Raw genomic sequence first — 15,897 nt, 5'->3', positions numbered from 1 at the left:
AGTAGGCAAAAGAAAGCCGCTGAGACGAAGCTTCTCTTTTCCGGAGGCTTGCCGCGGTGGCACTCGCCTAAGTGGGCACCTCGTTCACACAGCGTAGTGGTCCGAGACGAGACCAGCCCTCGCGCCAGCCACTTTAGTGACAAGGCCGTCATCCGTTCCGGCGGGCTTCGCCGCCGACGGGCATAACAACCTCGGTCAATGCCTCTTCTCAATGCACTCGCTCAGTGTGGTCACTGATGCGGCCACGTAAAGCGATCGCTGTTCTGCCCCGCCCCTCTCATTCCCCGACGGTTTCCCACGCAAACCCGTCCGCGCGCACACCAGTGCGCCGCGGGGTGGGCGGGCCCTTTGTCACTTCGGTTTGTTATATGGGGGACGGTCTCGTCTCGGACCACTGTCCAAGGTGAGCGAGGACGACACTTAGGCGAGTGCCACCTGGGCGAGCCCCCGGAAAGGAGAAGCTTCGTTTCGGCGGCTTTCTTTTGCCTACTTTTCTTTGCCGCTGCAAAGAAAAGTAGGTGCCGCCCCGCACAGGGGCAACGTCTGCGCCGCGAGGCGCCAAATCAGCACCGCACAGCGGAAAAAAACCAAACCCAAATTCAAACCCAAAAAAAGCCGCTCTGCGAGCGGCCACTTAGTTACTGGATCTTGGCGTTCTTCTTCAATCCTTCTTCAAACGCCTGCAGCTTTTCCTGCTGCAACTGCTGCACGATCTGCGGCCGCACCTGCTCCAGCGGCGGTGGCGTAATCGGCCGCGTGTCATCCAGCCGGATAATGTGCCAACCATATTGCGTATGCACCGGCGTGTCCGTCATCTGGCCTTTATGCAGCTTCGTCGCCGCGGCCGCGAACTCCGGCACGTAAGCCTTCGGGTCCGACCAGTCCAGGTCGCCGCCGTTCTTGCCCGATCCCGGGTCCTTCGAATATTGCTTCGCCAGATCCTCGAAGCTCGCGCCGGCCTTGATCTTCGCGATCAGATCCTTCGCCTGCTGCTCGTTGTCGACGAGGATGTGATGCAGGTGATACTCCTGTCCGCCCGCACTCTTCACCAGCGAGTTATAACGCGCGGTCACTTCGGCGTCGGTGGGCTGGTTGACCTTCATCACGTCTTCGATCAGCGCGCGCAACACAACCGTCTGCTGTGCGACCGCAATCTGTGCCTTGACGTCGGCACGCGTCGGCAGGCCGCGGCGGGCCGCTTCCTGCATCAGGATTTCACGGTTGATCAGTTCTTCGCGCACCGCGGCCTGCAACTGCGGCGTGTCCTGCTGCCCCTGCTTCACGAGCTGCGTGACAAGCGCGTCGACGCGCGACTTCGGAATCGGTGTGCCGTTCACGACGGCGATGTTCTGTGCAAAGGCAGGCGCGGCCGCGAACGCAGCCAGCAAGACCCAGAGGCGGGTTTTGTTCGAGATCATCGGAGGTTTCCTAACGGGACAGCAAATTGAATTCTTCTGGCGTATAGGCCGTGATGGCGAGAGCGTGAATGCCGCGCTGCATGGCGTCGGCCAGCGCATCATACACCATGCGATGGCGCGCCACGCGTGGCTTGCCGGCAAATGCCGCAGCGACGATCGTTACGCTGTAATGGCCGCCGGCAGACGCGCCGGCATGGCCCGCGTGCTGCGCGCTGTCGTCGCGCACGTCGAGCGAAACGACCGGCGCGAGCGCCGCGCGCAACCGTCCATCGATCAGCGCAATGCGCTCCGCGGCCGCGGCGTTCAGGAACACGTCGCTCATGTCACTCTTCCTTCATGTATTTCGCGAGCCACAGGCTCTGGCAGAGGATGAACACCACGAGGCAGCCGGTCGCGCCGAACAGCTTGAAGTTGACCCATGCGTCGGTGGAGAAGTTGTATGCGACGAACAGGTTGACGATGCCGAGCAGCACGAAGAACACCGCCCACACGATGCTCAGCTGGCCCCACACGCGGTGCGGCAGCGTGATCTGCTTGCCCATCATCGCTTCGATCAGGTTCTTGCCGAACGCCAGTTGCGACACGACCAGCGCGACGGAGAACGCCCAGTACAGGACGGTCGGCTTCCACTTGATGAACGTATCGTTGTGCAGCACGAGCGTCGCGCCGCCGGTTACCGTGACGACTCCGAGGCTCACCCACAGCATCGTGTCCACCTTGCGATGGCGGAGCGCGACCCATGCGATCTGCACGAGCGTCGCGACGATCGCAACTGCCGTCGCAGTGAAAATGCCCCATATCTTGAATGCGACGAAGAACAGGATAATCGGGAACAGATCGAACAGAAATTTCATTATCGGGCCGGGAGTCGAAGAATGAAGGGCGTCGAATGCGGGCGCGGCACGCGGCATCGCCGTGCGTCGCATCGGTGAGGGCCGCTGGAGGGTCGGAAGCGGTGGAGCATGTCTGCGTGCGCTGCGGCTGCCGAGCCGTTTCGACAGGCACGACCCGCACGGGCGGCACAACCAGACACGCTGCACAAACCTTGCCTTGCACCGGCAGGCGGCCGTCGAAGCGGACCCGCCCCGTCACTTGGGCTCGAATTGTAGCGCAGCCGAGTTGATGCAGTAACGCAGCCCGGTCGGCGCCGGGCCATCTTCGAACACGTGACCGAGATGCGAGCCGCAGTTCTTGCAGCGCACCTCGATGCGCAGCATGCCGTGCGCGCGGTCGGTCTTCTCTTCAATCACTTCGCCGTTGATCGGCTTGAAATAGCTCGGCCAGCCGCAGCCCGCGTCGAACTTCGTGTCGGATTCGAATAGCGGCGTGCCGCAGGCCACGCAGTCGTAGATGCCGCGGTCCCAGGTGTCCCAGTAGCGGCCGGTGAACGGTCGCTCGGTCGCCGCGTGGCGGGTCACTTCGTATTCGATGTCGGATAGCTGCTCGCGCCATTCGGCATCGTCGTTCTGCACGGGATACGTATCGGGCGCATCGGTGTGGGCATCGGGATGTGAAGCGGGATGTGAAGCGGTTTTCTGATCGTCGGAGTTCATGGTCGGGTCCTGTCTCTGGGGACGTCGGTGTGGGGGAGCGAGCGCCGTGCCGGTTGTCGGCGGGTGGCGTCGCGCCAGGATCGGGTGAGGTACATCACGAATGCATCACGATGAGCAACTGACTTCGAGCGAGCCCGCCCAGTCGGGCGGCAACGCGGCGTATGCGGCGTGTTCGGGCTGCTCGTCGAACGGGCGGCGCAGCACCGCGGCGAGCCGCTCGACTTCCGAGAAGTCCTTTTCCTTCGCGTGCCGGATTGCGATTTCAGCAAGATGGTTACGCAACACGAAGCGCGGATTCACGCGGTTCATCGCGACCGCACGCGACGCATCGTCGCGTGCTTCTTCGGACAGCCGCGCGCGATAGTCGTTCACCCACGCGTCGAACGCCGCGCGATCGATGAACAGGTCGCGCACCGGCGCATCGCCGCTCGCATCGTGCTTCGACACCTGCGCGAGATGGCGGAACGTCAGCGTGAAGTCGGCGCGGTTCGCCTGCATCACGTCGAACAGCCGGTTCACGAGCGCGTCGTCGCCGGGGCGCTCGTGTTCGAGGCCGAGCTTCGCAAGCATCCGGCTCTCGAGCGCGGGCGCGAAGCGGGTCTTGAAGCCTTCGAGCACGCGCTGTGCGTCTTCAATCGCGCGCGCGTTGCGCGTGCTCTCGTCGTACTGGCCGCCGAGCAGCGGCAGCAGTCCCTGCGCGAGGCAGAACAGGTTCCAGTACGCGATCTGCGGTTGCATCCGGTAAGCGTAGCGGCCCTGCGTATCAGAATGATTGCAGATGAAGTTCGCGTCGAATGCGTCGAGGAAACCGAATGGGCCGTAGTCGATCGTCAGTCCGAGGATCGACATGTTGTCGGTGTTCATCACGCCGTGGCAGAAGCCGACAGCCTGCCATTGCGCGAGCAGATCGGCGGTCGAGTGTACGGCTTCGCCGAGCAGCGCGACGTAGGGATCGTCGGCTGACCTGCAGTGTGGATAGAAGCGGTCGATCACATGATCGGCGAGCGTGCGCAGCGCATCGACACGGTCGTTCGAATAGAAGTGCTCGAAATGGCCGAAGCGCACGAAGCTCGGCGCGACCCGCGTGACGACCGCGGCCGTTTCGATCTCTTCGCGCCGCACCGGCTGGTCGGAACCTGTCACGCAGAGCGCGCGCGTCGTCGGAATACCGAGATGATGCATCGCCTCGGAACACAGATACTCGCGGATCGACGAGCGCAGCACCGCGCGGCCGTCGCCCATCCGCGAATAGGGCGTGCGTCCGCCGCCTTTCAGCTGCAGTTCGTAGCGCGTGCCCGCATGTTCGATCTCGCCGAGTCCGAGCGCGCGGCCGTCGCCGAGCTGGCCGGCCCACACGCCGAACTGGTGGCCCGAGTACACCGATGCGTATGGCATCGCGTCGGCGGGCCAGTCGCGCGTGGTGTTGCCGGAGAAGAATTCGGCGAAGCCCGGATCGCGGGCAATCGACGGGTCGAGGCCGAGCAGCGCCGCGGTGTCCTCGGAGAAGCCGACGACGTAGGGTGCGGGCAGCGGCGCGGCGGGCAGGCGGGTCAGGAACGTTGTTCCGAGCTGCGCGAACGCGCCTTCGCGCGGATCGCCGAGCGCATGGGCCAGCGCCGGTATCGATGCGGACAGCCCGGAACTGCTTGGGGAAAACGACATGTTGAGCGCCTCTGGGTTAGCCGATATTGTAAGACGGCGCTCGCCGCCCCGCTGGACACCGATCCGCCGCGCATACGGCGCATGCGGGCAACACATGCAAGGCCCATGCGGGCGCACCGTCCCGGCCGGGACCCATCCGGCCTTCCAACAAAAAGCATCGCAAGGAAACACCCTGATATGACGCCGCCGCTGCTGGGACAGATGATGGATGTGCCGCTCAACGTGTCGTCGCTGATCGCGCACGCCGCGCGGCATTTCGGCAAGACGGAGATCGTGTCGCGGCGCATCGAAGGCGACATTCACCGCTACACGTGGCGCGACTGCGAGCGGCGCGCCAAACAGCTCGCGCAGGCGCTCATCGCGCTCGGCGTCGAGCCCGGTGAGCGCGTCGCGACGCTCGCATGGAACGGCTACCGCCATCTCGAGGCGTACTACGGCACGACCGGCTTTGGCGCCGTGTGCCACACGATCAATCCGCGGCTCTTCCCCGAGCAGATCGCGTTCATCGTCAATCATGCCGACGACAGCTATGTGCTGTTCGATACCACGTTCGCGCCGCTCGTCGATGGGCTCGCGCCGCATTGTCCGAAGGTGCGCGGCTGGATCGCGATGTGCGACGAAGCGCATCTGCCGTCGATGCAGACGCCCGCGATCAGCTACGAGACGCTGCTCGCCGCGCAGGACGGCGCGTTCGACTGGCCGTCGTTCGACGAGCGCACCGCGTCCTATCTCTGCTACACGTCGGGCACGACCGGCAATCCGAAGGGCGCGCTGTACTCGCACCGTTCGACCGTGCTGCACGCGTTCGGCGCGGCGTTGCCCGACGCGATGGGACTGTCCGCGCGCGATGCCGTGCTGCCCGTCGTGCCGATGTTTCACGTCAACGCGTGGGGCATTCCGCACGCGGCCGCGCTCGCCGGCGCGAAGCTGGTGTTTCCGGGCAAGGATCTCGACGGCAAGTCGCTGCACGAACTGATGGAGGCCGAGCGCGTCACGTATTCGGCCGGCGTGCCGACGGTCTGGCTCGGGTTGCTCAATTACTTGAAGGAGGCGGGCGTGCGCTTCTCGACGCTGGAGCGGACCTTGATCGGTGGCTCCGCGTGTCCGCCCGCGATGCTGCGCACGTTCGAGGACGTGTATGGTGTCCGCGTGGTTCACGCGTGGGGGATGACCGAGATGTCGCCGCTCGGCACGCTCGCGCAGCTCACGTGGGAGCAGTCGCAGCGGCCGCCCGACGCGCAGCGCGCGCTGCGCGAGAAGCAGGGCCACGTGGTATTCGGCGTCGACATGAAGATCGTCGGCGAGGACGGTCGCGAGCTGCCGTGGGACGGCGTCGCGTTCGGGGATCTGCACGTGCGCGGGCCCTGGGTCATCGATCAGTATTTCCGCAAGGACGATTCGCCGCTCGTCGACGGCTGGTTTCCGACCGGCGACGTCGCGACGATCGATCCGGACAGCTTCCTGCACATCACCGATCGCAGCAAGGACGTGATCAAGTCAGGCGGCGAATGGATCAGTTCGATCGATCTCGAGAACATCGCGATCGCGCATCCGGGCGTCGCGGAGGCCGCGTGCATCGCGTGCTCGCATCCGAAGTGGACCGAACGGCCGTTGCTGGTCATCGTGCGGCGGCCCGATTCCGACGTGACGCGCGACGAACTGATCGCGTTTTACGAAGGTAAGGTCGCGAAGTGGTGGATCCCCGACGACGTCGCGTTCGTCGACGAACTGCCGCACACCGCGACCGGCAAGCTGCAGAAGCTGAAGCTGCGCGAGGCGTTTCGCGATTACGCGCTGCCATCGGCGCTCGCCGACGACAATTGTCCGCTGGACGAAACCGCTGCTGCGAAAGGCCCAGGCGAGGGCGCCTGAAATCACGCCACCCTGGTCCAGCGAAGGTCTTTGCGGGCTTCGTTGAACTCCGTGCGAAATGCCGCGATCTCGATTTTCGTCACCTCGGGAACCGGACGAGTCGCGAACACTTCCTGCCCGGATTGCGATAACTGAAACTGCGCATGATGGACAGTGGACGACTCGGAACTACTGAGGGCAAGCGTGTCGAAGGGGACGCCCAGTAGCCTTGCGACGAAGAGGATGAACCGCTCGCCGACGGCATGGGGAGTCACCCCGCCAGGGATGCTCACCGAATAGTGGTGGATAAATCGATCGTCCCGCTGGACGATCGTGTACACCAATGCCAATCCCGCGGTCGTGACCTGTGCTCTGGGGTCGTCTGCCGGGCGATATCCGTCGTCGCCATGCTGCTCTAGCGCAGCAGCCTTTATTTGCGCGACATTTCGAGCCACCTCTACGAAATGTCTGTCGGCGAAGACAGGGCGATACCGCGTAGCGCCCCAGACGATGAAGCCGGCGGCCAGCAACGCTATAAATATCCAGGTCATCATCCGTCCACCGAAATGGAAGTAGGGGGTGAGCCTTGCTCCTGCCCCGGAGTGTACGGCGTTGAAATGTCGATCTTGTTCTCGACGTCTGCTATGCACGGCGCAATTCCGAATCACGCCGGCCTCGGATGGGGACCAGGACCCATTTGGGGGTAATTCCGAAAATCGAAATTCACCGTTGCGAAGAAGGCGCTTAATTATCAGCGACCGCTTTCCTAAACTGGGTATCGCGTACGTATAACGACATCTATGCAGAAATACGAATGGATCGTTTGCGTCGAAATTCCAATCCGGTCAAGGAGGCGCAGGTCATGAACAAGGCAACCAGCACATTAATCGCGGCAGTCGCCGCACTCACGCTGTCGGGCGGCGCTTATGCACAGAACAACACGCTGGCGACTCCGAGCGTAGTGTCGCCGGCCGCCAACGCAACGAGCGGCTATGGCACGCCTGGCGCCACCAAGTCGGACAGCGGCACGGGCGCCGGGTCGCCGAACTCGGGCCTGCCGAATAGCACGAGCAATAGCTCGACGTCCCTCACCAACCTTCCGGGGAGTCACAACACGCTGGCGACCCCGAGCGTAGCGTCGCCGGCTGCCCAATAACAGCAATCAAGGACGACACCTCGCGAAATCTGCAAATCTGGCGTTCGAGTCCCTCATTCGCCACCCGTCGTAAGAAAGACCGCTGCCCTCACGGACAGCGGTCTTTTGTTTCTCCCGGACCTTTTCCTGGGTTGAGCAGGCGGCGCGGTTGAAAAAGTCAGAGACTCATTGATTCAATCTCGAATTGAACGAGCGTGCTTTTCTGTGTATCCTGCTTGCTGGCCCGCGAATGACGGACAGGATGATGGACAATGAGCCGGAACGGGTGCGGCGCAGCGCCGCGTCCTCTCCGGAGCGCAGCATCGAGGCATGGAGGCAGACAGATGGCAGTGGACTACACGACTCATGACGGCGTCGCCGTCATTACGCTCAACAATCCGCCGGTCAACGGCCTCGGTCTGTCTACCCGGGCCGGCATCGTCGACGGATTGACGCGAGCCCAGGCCGATCCGGCCATCAAGGCCATCGTGCTGACGGGCGCCGGCAAGGCGTTCTCCGGCGGCGCCGACATCACCGAATTCAACACCCCGAAGGCCACCCAGGAGCCGACGCTCGCGACCGTCATCAAGGCAGTCGAAGGCAGCGCGAAGCCGGTCGTCGCCGCGATTCACAGCGTCGCGATGGGCGGTGGCCTCGAACTCGCGCTCGGCGCGCACTACCGGATCGCCGCACCCGGCGCGCAGATCGCGCTGCCCGAAGTGAAGCTCGGCATCCTGCCTGGCGCCGGCGGCACGCAACGCCTGCCGCGCGCGATCGGCCTCGAAGCGGCCCTCAACATGATCGTGTCCGGCGCGCCGGTCCTGTCGGAGAAACTCGCCGGCAGCGGTCTGTTCGACGAAATCGTGCAGGGCGATCTCGCCGAAGCGGCCCTCGCGTTCGCAAGCAAGGTCGGCGGGCAGAGCGGCCCGCATCCGCGCGTGCGCGATCGCAAGATCGAGCATCCGAACGCGGAAGGCTTCATCCAGTTCGCGCGCAACAGCGTCGCGACCATCGCGAAGAATTTCCCGGCGCCGCACAAGTGCATCGACGCGGTCGAGGCGGGCGTGAAGAACGGCTTCGACAAGGGCCTCGCGTTCGAGCGCGAATGCTTCATCGCGCTCGTGCAGACGCCGGAAAGCCGCGCGCTGCGTCATGCGTTCTTCGGCGAGCGTGCAGCGAGCAAGATTCCCGATGTGCCGTCCGATACGCCGGTGCGCGAGATCCGCCGGGTCGGCGTGATCGGCGCGGGCACGATGGGTGGCGGGATCGCGATGAATTTCGTCAACGCGGGGCTCGCGGTGACGCTGCTCGAAACGAAACAGGACGCGCTCGATCGCGGCCTTGCGACGATCCGCAAGAACTACGAAGGCACGGTGAAGAAGGGCAAGCTGAAGCCCGAGGCGCTCGAAGAGCGGATGGCGCTGATCCGCCCGACGCTGTCCTACGACGACCTGAAAGACGCCGACCTGATCGTCGAAGCCGTGTTCGAAGAACTCAGCGTGAAAGAGCAGGTGTTCAAGCGGCTCGACGAAGTCGCAAAGCCCGGCGCGATCCTCGCGTCCAACACGTCGACGCTCGATCTGGACAAGATCGCCGCGTTCACGAAGCGTCCTCAGGACGTGGTCGGCATGCACTTCTTCAGCCCGGCCAACGTGATGAAGCTGCTCGAAGTCGTGCGCGGCAAGGACACCGCGAAAGACGTGCTGGCCACCGTGATGCAGGTCGCGAAGAGGATCCGCAAGACGGCGGTGGTGTCCGGCGTGTGCGACGGCTTTATCGGCAACCGGATGATCGAGCAGTACATCCGTCAGGCGCTCTTCATGCTCGAAGAGGGCGCGTTGCCCGCGCAGGTCGATCGCGCGATCGAGAAATTCGGCTTCGCGATGGGCCCGTTCCGGATGAGCGATCTCGCCGGCAACGACATCGGCTGGGCAATCCGCAAGCGCCGTTATCAGGAACATCCGGATCTGCATTACTCGAAGATCGCCGACCGTCTGTGCGAGATCGGCCGCTTCGGTCAAAAGACCAGCGGCGGGTGGTACGACTACAAGGCCGGGGACCGCACCGCGCATCCGTCGCAACTCGTCGACGACATGATCGTCGCGTACGCGAAAGAGGTCGGCGCCACACGCCGCAAGATCGCCGACGATGAGATCGTCGAGCGTCTCGTGTTCGCGCTCGCCAACGAAGGCGCGAAGATCCTCGAAGAAGGCATCGCGTCGAAGGCGTCGGACATCGACATGGTCTATCTGACCGGCTACGGTTTTCCGCTGTGGCGCGGCGGCCCGATGCTCTATGCAGACACGGTCGGGCTGTACAACGTCGAGCGCGCGATCCGGCGCTACGCGGCGCAGCCGAACGGCGACGGATGGCAGATCGCGGCGAGCATCCCCGAACTGGCCGCGCAGGGTCGCGGCTTCAACGGCTGAGTTGCCACGAACCAGTCACGCGCGAGCGAACGAGGTGAAGCGATGAAGGATGCCGACGAAGTGCTGCTCGTCGTCGACGTGCAGAACGATTTCATGCCGGGCGGGGCGCTTGCCGTCGCGCGCGGCGACGAGATCGTGCCGGTCGTGAACCGGCTCGCGCATGAATTCAGTCACGTCGTATTGACGCAGGACTGGCATCCGGCCGCGCACCGCTCGTTCGCTGCGAATCATCCCGGGCGTCAGCCGTTCGAGACGATCGCGCTGCCGTACGGCAACCAGGTGCTGTGGCCGGTGCACTGCGTGCAGGACACGCCGGGCGCCGCATTCCATCCCGAACTCGACGTGCCGCACGCGCGGCTCGTGATCCGCAAGGGTCTGCGCGCGGAGGTCGACAGTTACTCCGCATTTCTCGAAGCGGACCGTACGACGCCGACGGGCCTCGCCGGTTACCTGCGCGACGTCGGCGCGAAGCGCGTGTGGTGCTGCGGGCTCGCGACCGACTACTGCGTCGGCTGGTCCGCGCTCGATGCGCGCGCGGCCGGTTTCGACGTCGCGCTGATCGAAGACGCGTCGCGCGCAATCGATCTCAACGGCTCGCTCGATGCGGCATGGCGCGAGCTGAAAGCGGCAGGCGTTGCGCGTGTGCAGGCGGCTGACGCGCTGCGCTGAACGCGCGGCGAACCCCGAACCTTATTTCCAGACATCATCGAAAGCGAAAGTATCAACCGCCTTACATGGGACCGCAGTAAGCGCTGAAGCGCCAACTGCGGTCGACACAGGAGACATCACACCATGACTGACGCCGTAATCGTATCGACTGCCCGCACGGGTCTCGCCAAATCGTGGCGCGGCGCTTTCAACATGACGCACGGCGCGACGCTCGGCGGTCACGTCACGCAGGCCGCGGTCGAACGCGCGAAGATCGACCCGGCACGCGTCGAGGACGTGATCATGGGCTGCGCGAATCCGGAAGGCGCGACCGGCGCGAACATCGCGCGGCAGATCGCGCTGCGCGCGGGTCTGCCGGTCAGCGTGCCGGGCATGACGGTGAACCGCTTCTGCTCGTCGGGGCTGCAGACCATCGCGCTCGCCGCGCAGCGCGTGATCGCGGGCGAGGGCGACGTGTATGTCGCGGGCGGTGTCGAGTCGATCTCGTGCGTACAGAACGAGATGAACCGCCACATGCTCGCCGATGGCTGGCTGAACCAGAACAAGCCCGAGGTCTACTGGCCGATGCTGCAGACCGCCGAGACCGTCGCGAAACGCTATTCGATCGCGAAGGAGCGTCAGGACGAATACGGCGTGCAGTCGCAGCAGCGTGCGGCGGCCGCACGCGAAGCCGGCAGGTTCAACGATGAGATCGTGCCGATGACGGTGCTTGCCGGCGTCGCGGACAAGGCGAGCGGCCGACTCTTCACGAAGGAAGTAACGATCGATTCGGACGAGGGCATTCGCGCGGACACGACGCTTGAAGGCGTATCGAAGATCCGCACCGCGCTGCCCGGCGGCGTGATTACCGCGGGCAACGCGAGCCAGTTTTCCGATGGTGCGTCGGCATGCGTCGTGATGAACGCGACCGTCGCGGAACGCGAAGGGCTGCAGCCGCTCGGCATCTTCCGCGGCTTCGCGGTCGCAGGCTGCGAGCCCGACGAGATGGGCATCGGCCCGGTGTTCGCGGTGCCGAAGCTGTTGAAGCGGGCGGGTCTGAAGGTCGAGGACATCGGCCTGTGGGAACTGAACGAAGCGTTCGCGGTGCAGGTGCTGTACTGCCGCGACAAGCTCGGCATCCCGAACGAGCGTCTGAACGTGAACGGCGGAGCGATCGCGGTCGGGCATCCGTACGGCGTGTCCGGCGCGCGGCTGACCGGCCATGCGCTGATCGAAGGCAAACGGCGCGGCGCGAAGTTCGTCGTCGTGACGATGTGCATCGGCGGTGGCCAGGGCGCGGCGGGGTTGTTCGAAATCGTCTGAGCGTCCCGGCTGCGGGGGGTGAGTTGCGGGCTCGGTTGTCGTTATCAGTACCCGGCACCGAGTGCGGGCAGCGACAACGTGCCGTGGTCGGTGAAGCGGGTTCCGCCGAGCAGGCCGCCTGCGAGGCGCCCCTGCAGTTCGTACGGAAATTCGCCGCTCTGTGCCTGGCCGGCGAACGCGAACGCCTGCCTCACCGCCGAAAATGCCGACACCGTGACCGGCACGCTCAGCGTCGTTTCGCCGAAGCGCGGCACGACGCCGCGCTGGTCGCTGACGCCGCTCGCGAACGGTTTGCCGTTCAGCGCGAGGTCGAGTGAAATGCCGTCGTAGTCGATCGGTGTGTCGTTCGGATTCTGCACACGCAGCTTCACGTCGAAGCGCATTTCCAGGCCCTGGCCCTGCAGCGGTTCGATGCCCGCGACGGCAACCCGCAGCGGATCGCGGCCCAGCATGCCGGCGCAGCCGCTGAACGTCGAGATGGCCAGTGCAGCGAATGCGACGGCGGCGAAGGTACGCACGCGACGTGCACGAAACAAGGTGTGGACGGACAGCATCGGGGCACATCTCCTGAAAACGCAGGGCGGCCGATCATTGTACGCACCCCCGGTTTGCGCCCTGTGCGAGATCCCTGGCAAGCACCCGAACGCGACCACCCGGGCAGGCCTGCGCAATGAAGCGGCCGGTGTATGCTTCGCTCATTCCGCGCCGTTCCACCATCACGCCGATGCCCGCTTCCATGAGCGAGTCCGATTGTCCGTCTCCTTCAAAGCCCGTCGATATGGCGTTGCTCGATGAGTTCGTCGTGGCGGCATCGCGTCCGTGACCATGCCGATGAGCCGCCTGCCCGAGTTCACATCGACGTCTTTACGTCCAGCGCCTCATGCGACTGCGCAGATTCGCGAACCACACCCGCACCCACGTCGTGGGAGGCTGTGCGTACGCGGTTCGCGCGGATTCCGCATGAACGACACAAGGTCCGTTTGCGTGCGTCGTCGCGGTGAGCCAGATCGCGCCGCGCTGTTCGATCCGGTAGCGTTCTCCCTCGCGCACCGTTACGCGGACGATCGGCATGTCGGCGCCGAGCCACGCGAGCGCATGATCGCGAAACGTCAGATCGATATCGCCGGTCACCGCGACGATCGACGTGTGTGCCGCGACGTCGTGCATCGCGATCTGCCCGCGTTCGAGTTGCCATCGTGCAGGCGGCCTCGGGGAAGCGATGGAATGGGAGCGATCGGAAAACGGTCTCGCGGACATGAAGGGGCCTCGTCGATGGGAACAGGATGCCCCCAGCTTAGGGTGACCCCATCGCGCAAAACAGCCACAACGGCGGTCGATCTGCACCGGTGCAGCGCGGCCCGACAAGGTGCTGTACCGGTCGGAAAACAGGCGACGTGTATCTGTCGTGCAGGGTCGTCCTTCCGCACCATCGATCCATGACCGACAAGACTTCGATTCATATGGCGGTGCAGTCCGACGCGCCGCTCTATCAACAACTGGCCGACCAGTACCGTCGCGCGATCGACAGCGGGATCCTGCGGCCGGGCGATCGCATGCCGTCGATGCGCGCATTCATGCAGCGGCATAGTGTGAGCCTGTCGACCGCGACCGAGAGTTATCGCGCGCTCGAACGCGCGGCGCTGATTCACGCGCGGCCGCGAGCCGGCTACTACGTGCGTCAGCAACCCGCCGCGACACTGCCCGCCGCGCTCGAACCCGGTTCGGACAGCGTGCCCGGCGACGCGCAGTTCGTCGGTATTCATACGGCGGTGTCGTCGATCGTCGCGCGGTATCAGCGGTTTCCGGATGCACTGAATCTCGGCGGCGCTACGGCCGCGCCGGACCTTTATCCGACTGCCGCTCTGCAGAAGACGGCGCTGCGCGTGCTGCGTCACCGGCCGTCGCTGCTGACGACACCGGGCCACGACCGCGGCGACCCCGACCTGCGTGCGATCGTCGCGCGGCGCGCGCTCGAAGCGGGCATCGAAACGACCGCCGACGAGATCATCGTCACGCACGGCGGCATCGAGGCGATCAACCTCGCGCTGCGCGCGGTCACGCAGCCCGGTGATACGGTCGCAGTCGAATCGCCGTGTTTCTTCGGCTTGCTGCAGGTGCTCGAGAGTCTCGGTCTGCGCGCGCTCGAAATCCCGGCGAGTCCGACGACCGGCCTCGTTGTCGAGGCCCTCGAATTCGCGCTGCAGACGCATCGCGACATCAAGGCGGTCGTCGTTGTGCCACATCTGCAGAATCCGCTCGGCAGCGTGATGCCCGATGCGGACAAGGCGCGGCTCGTCGTGCAGTGCGCGCAGACGGGCGTTGCGCTGATCGAGGACGACCCGTATCGCGAGCTGGTCGATCCGCTGCCCGGGCAGCGCGCCGCCCCGCTGAAGCCGTTGAAGGCGTGGGATACCGATGGCACGGTGATCTACTGCACGTCGTACAACAAGACGCTCGCGCCCGGCATGCGGGTCGGGTGGATGAACGGCGGCCGCTGGCATTCGCGGGTCGCGATGCTGAAATTCGCTCAGACGCGGCCCAACGAGCCGCTGTCGCAGGCCGTCCTCGCGAGCTTTCTCAAGACCGGCGCGCACGAGCGGCATCTGCGGCGGCTACGCGAGCGTCTCGCCGTGCAGCGCGACCGGATGGCCCAGGCCGTTGCATTGTCGTTTCCGCACGGGACGCGCTTCACGCCGCCGCGCGGCGGGCTGTACTTCTGGATCGAACTGCCGCGAACGGTGTCGTCGGAGGCGCTGTTCGATGCGGCGCTGGCGGTCGGAATTCGCGTGATGCCGGGCTCCGTTTTCTCGAACGCGGGCCGCTTCGACCACTTCGTGCGACTGAGCTGCCCGGCCGCCGATCTCGATGCGACCGACGACGCGATTGCGACGCTCGGTGCGCTCGCCGCGACGATGGCGCGAGCGGCTCCATGACGCGTCGCGGTCGAGGCGATGCTCGATGAAAACACCGTCGCGATCGGGTATGCTCGTTAGCCTCCGTGTCTTTTCTGAAACCTGAGCAAAGGTCATACCGTGATCCGTCATATCGTGATGTGGAAGCTGAAGGACAACGCCGAAGGCGCAACGCGCGAACAGAACGCGCTCAAGCTGAAGGAAAAGCTCGAAGGTTGTCGCGACATCGTGCCCGGCATCCTTCATCTCGAAGTCGGCGTGGCGACGCCCGGTCTCGAATCGAGCTACGACGTCGTGCTGATTTCCGATTTTGCCGACAAGGCCGCGCTCGATGCGTATCAGGTGCACCCCACGCACGAAGCGCTAAAAGGATTCGTCGGCGCGGTGCGCGAAGCGCGTCAGGCCGTCGACTTCGAAGTGTGATCTGCGGCAATGACTGATACCCCTTCGTCATCATCTGCAGGCGACGATAAGCGCACGTCGCCGCCCGCGATCGAGAGCCCGTTCGTCGATCATCTCGGTGTGCGGCTCGTCCGCGCGGTCGACGGCTCGAGCGAAGTCGTGCTGCCGCTCGTGCACGATCATCTGAATACGTGGGACGTGGCGCACGGCGGCGTGACGATGACGCTCGCCGACGTCGCGCTCGCGATGGCGGCCCGCAGTCTCGCGGCTGACGGCGTCGGCGTCGTCACGGTCGAGATGAAAGTGAATTTCATGCAACCGGGTCGCGGCGAACTGCGCGCGTATGCGCGCGTACTGCACCGCTCGACGACGATGGCCTATTGCGAAGGCGAGATCCGCGACAGCGAAGGCCACTTCGTCGCGAAGGCGCTCGGCACGTTCAAGTACATGCGGCGGCTCGCGGTAGGCCGGGACGTCGTGCATCAGCGGCTGCGCAGCGACCCATCCGCGACACCCGGACCGAGCGACGGCTGACGGCCGCGCGGTACGTTCCTTTTTATTTGT

The 15,897-nt window shown here is 64.9% G+C and carries 16 protein-coding genes; 8 read left to right on the top strand and 8 right to left on the bottom strand.

The window, feature by feature from the left end:
- Positions 1–638: 638 nt before the first annotated feature.
- The 5 genes from ACREXZ_RS05975 to ACREXZ_RS05955 form a co-directional block, all read right to left on the bottom strand.
- Positions 639–1,418 (bottom strand): peptidylprolyl isomerase, encoded by a 780-nt coding sequence (locus ACREXZ_RS05975; protein ID WP_431763123.1) that lies wholly within the window; start codon positions 1,416–1,418, stop codon positions 639–641.
- A 10-nt stretch (positions 1,419–1,428) separates the two neighbouring features.
- Positions 1,429–1,740, bottom strand: a complete 312-nt coding sequence (locus ACREXZ_RS05970; RefSeq protein ID WP_431763122.1) for a BolA family protein — start codon at positions 1,738–1,740, stop codon at positions 1,429–1,431.
- A gap of 1 nt (position 1,741) precedes the next feature.
- Positions 1,742–2,272, bottom strand: a complete 531-nt coding sequence (locus tag ACREXZ_RS05965) for a septation protein A (RefSeq protein WP_431763121.1) — start codon at positions 2,270–2,272, stop codon at positions 1,742–1,744.
- A gap of 234 nt (positions 2,273–2,506) precedes the next feature.
- On the bottom strand, positions 2,507–2,971 hold the full coding sequence (gene msrB, locus ACREXZ_RS05960) for a peptide-methionine (R)-S-oxide reductase MsrB (RefSeq protein WP_431763120.1): 465 nt from the start codon (positions 2,969–2,971) through the stop codon (positions 2,507–2,509).
- 105 nt (positions 2,972–3,076) lie between these two features.
- Positions 3,077–4,633 carry a protein adenylyltransferase SelO gene (locus ACREXZ_RS05955; protein WP_431763119.1) on the bottom strand — a complete coding sequence of 519 codons (1,557 nt, stop codon included), beginning with the start codon at positions 4,631–4,633 and terminating at the stop codon, positions 3,077–3,079.
- A gap of 177 nt (positions 4,634–4,810) precedes the next feature.
- Here ACREXZ_RS05955 and ACREXZ_RS05950 point away from each other — a divergent pair, with 177 nt between their 5' ends.
- The gene (locus ACREXZ_RS05950) at positions 4,811–6,505 is read left to right on the top strand and encodes a 3-(methylthio)propionyl-CoA ligase (RefSeq protein ID WP_431763118.1); all 1,695 of its coding nucleotides are present in this window, start codon (positions 4,811–4,813) and stop codon (positions 6,503–6,505) included.
- 2 nt (positions 6,506–6,507) lie between these two features.
- On the opposite strand, the gene ACREXZ_RS05945 is transcribed toward ACREXZ_RS05950, so the two are convergent.
- On the bottom strand, positions 6,508–7,038 hold the full coding sequence (locus ACREXZ_RS05945; RefSeq protein WP_431763117.1) for a hypothetical protein: 531 nt from the start codon (positions 7,036–7,038) through the stop codon (positions 6,508–6,510).
- Positions 7,039–7,346: 308 nt separating this feature from the next.
- On the opposite strand from ACREXZ_RS05945, the gene ACREXZ_RS05940 reads away from it, so the two are divergent.
- From ACREXZ_RS05940 to ACREXZ_RS05925, 4 genes are all read left to right on the top strand, one after another.
- Positions 7,347–7,640 carry a hypothetical protein gene (locus ACREXZ_RS05940; RefSeq protein WP_431763116.1) on the top strand — a complete coding sequence of 98 codons (294 nt, stop codon included), beginning with the start codon at positions 7,347–7,349 and terminating at the stop codon, positions 7,638–7,640.
- 323 nt (positions 7,641–7,963) lie between these two features.
- On the top strand, positions 7,964–10,048 hold the full coding sequence (locus ACREXZ_RS05935) for a 3-hydroxyacyl-CoA dehydrogenase NAD-binding domain-containing protein (protein WP_431763115.1): 2,085 nt from the start codon (positions 7,964–7,966) through the stop codon (positions 10,046–10,048).
- A gap of 42 nt (positions 10,049–10,090) precedes the next feature.
- Positions 10,091–10,717 carry a bifunctional nicotinamidase/pyrazinamidase gene (gene pncA / locus ACREXZ_RS05930; RefSeq protein ID WP_431763114.1) on the top strand — a complete coding sequence of 209 codons (627 nt, stop codon included), beginning with the start codon at positions 10,091–10,093 and terminating at the stop codon, positions 10,715–10,717.
- Positions 10,718–10,840: 123 nt separating this feature from the next.
- Positions 10,841–12,019, top strand: a complete 1,179-nt coding sequence (locus tag ACREXZ_RS05925) for an acetyl-CoA C-acyltransferase (protein ID WP_431763113.1) — start codon at positions 10,841–10,843, stop codon at positions 12,017–12,019.
- A 44-nt stretch (positions 12,020–12,063) separates the two neighbouring features.
- On the opposite strand, the gene ACREXZ_RS05920 is transcribed toward ACREXZ_RS05925, so the two are convergent.
- Together ACREXZ_RS05920 and ACREXZ_RS05915 are read right to left on the bottom strand one after the other, a co-directional pair.
- Positions 12,064–12,573: an LEA type 2 family protein gene (locus ACREXZ_RS05920; RefSeq protein WP_431763112.1), complete on the bottom strand. Its 510-nt coding sequence runs from the start codon at positions 12,571–12,573 to the stop codon at positions 12,064–12,066.
- A 310-nt stretch (positions 12,574–12,883) separates the two neighbouring features.
- On the bottom strand, positions 12,884–13,276 hold the full coding sequence (locus ACREXZ_RS05915) for a hypothetical protein (protein ID WP_431763111.1): 393 nt from the start codon (positions 13,274–13,276) through the stop codon (positions 12,884–12,886).
- Positions 13,277–13,455: 179 nt separating this feature from the next.
- Here ACREXZ_RS05915 and ACREXZ_RS05910 point away from each other — a divergent pair, with 179 nt between their 5' ends.
- The 3 genes from ACREXZ_RS05910 (at position 13,456) to ACREXZ_RS05900 (ending at position 15,867) form a co-directional block, all read left to right on the top strand.
- Positions 13,456–14,952, top strand: coding sequence for a PLP-dependent aminotransferase family protein (locus tag ACREXZ_RS05910; RefSeq protein ID WP_431763110.1), 1,497 nt, complete (start codon positions 13,456–13,458; stop codon positions 14,950–14,952).
- Between the two features lie 99 nt (positions 14,953–15,051).
- The gene (locus tag ACREXZ_RS05905) at positions 15,052–15,354 is read left to right on the top strand and encodes a Dabb family protein (RefSeq protein WP_431763109.1); all 303 of its coding nucleotides are present in this window, start codon (positions 15,052–15,054) and stop codon (positions 15,352–15,354) included.
- Between the two features lie 9 nt (positions 15,355–15,363).
- Positions 15,364–15,867: a PaaI family thioesterase gene (locus tag ACREXZ_RS05900; protein WP_431763108.1), complete on the top strand. Its 504-nt coding sequence runs from the start codon at positions 15,364–15,366 to the stop codon at positions 15,865–15,867.
- Positions 15,868–15,897 lie beyond the last annotated feature (30 nt).

This window comes from Paraburkholderia sp. (genome assembly GCF_050742655.1).
GTDB lineage: Bacteria > Pseudomonadota > Gammaproteobacteria > Burkholderiales > Burkholderiaceae > Paraburkholderia.
Note: the sequence above shows the minus strand (reverse complement) of the source record. Positions and strands in the feature narration are given on the sequence as shown.

Coding starts and splice junctions, on each gene's coding strand:
- ACREXZ_RS05975 (WP_431763123.1), bottom strand. CDS start 1,418: ATGATCTCGAACAAAACCCGCCTCTGGGTCTTGCTGGCTGCGTTCGCG.
- ACREXZ_RS05970 (WP_431763122.1), bottom strand. CDS start 1,740: ATGAGCGACGTGTTCCTGAACGCCGCGGCCGCGGAGCGCATTGCGCTG.
- ACREXZ_RS05965 (WP_431763121.1), bottom strand. CDS start 2,272: ATGAAATTTCTGTTCGATCTGTTCCCGATTATCCTGTTCTTCGTCGCA.
- msrB (WP_431763120.1), bottom strand. CDS start 2,971: ATGAACTCCGACGATCAGAAAACCGCTTCACATCCCGCTTCACATCCC.
- ACREXZ_RS05955 (WP_431763119.1), bottom strand. CDS start 4,633: ATGTCGTTTTCCCCAAGCAGTTCCGGGCTGTCCGCATCGATACCGGCG.
- ACREXZ_RS05950 (WP_431763118.1), top strand. CDS start 4,811: ATGACGCCGCCGCTGCTGGGACAGATGATGGATGTGCCGCTCAACGTG.
- ACREXZ_RS05945 (WP_431763117.1), bottom strand. CDS start 7,038: ATGATGACCTGGATATTTATAGCGTTGCTGGCCGCCGGCTTCATCGTC.
- ACREXZ_RS05940 (WP_431763116.1), top strand. CDS start 7,347: ATGAACAAGGCAACCAGCACATTAATCGCGGCAGTCGCCGCACTCACG.
- ACREXZ_RS05935 (WP_431763115.1), top strand. CDS start 7,964: ATGGCAGTGGACTACACGACTCATGACGGCGTCGCCGTCATTACGCTC.
- pncA (WP_431763114.1), top strand. CDS start 10,091: ATGAAGGATGCCGACGAAGTGCTGCTCGTCGTCGACGTGCAGAACGAT.
- ACREXZ_RS05925 (WP_431763113.1), top strand. CDS start 10,841: ATGACTGACGCCGTAATCGTATCGACTGCCCGCACGGGTCTCGCCAAA.
- ACREXZ_RS05920 (WP_431763112.1), bottom strand. CDS start 12,573: ATGCTGTCCGTCCACACCTTGTTTCGTGCACGTCGCGTGCGTACCTTC.
- ACREXZ_RS05915 (WP_431763111.1), bottom strand. CDS start 13,276: ATGTCCGCGAGACCGTTTTCCGATCGCTCCCATTCCATCGCTTCCCCG.
- ACREXZ_RS05910 (WP_431763110.1), top strand. CDS start 13,456: ATGACCGACAAGACTTCGATTCATATGGCGGTGCAGTCCGACGCGCCG.
- ACREXZ_RS05900 (WP_431763108.1), top strand. CDS start 15,364: ATGACTGATACCCCTTCGTCATCATCTGCAGGCGACGATAAGCGCACG.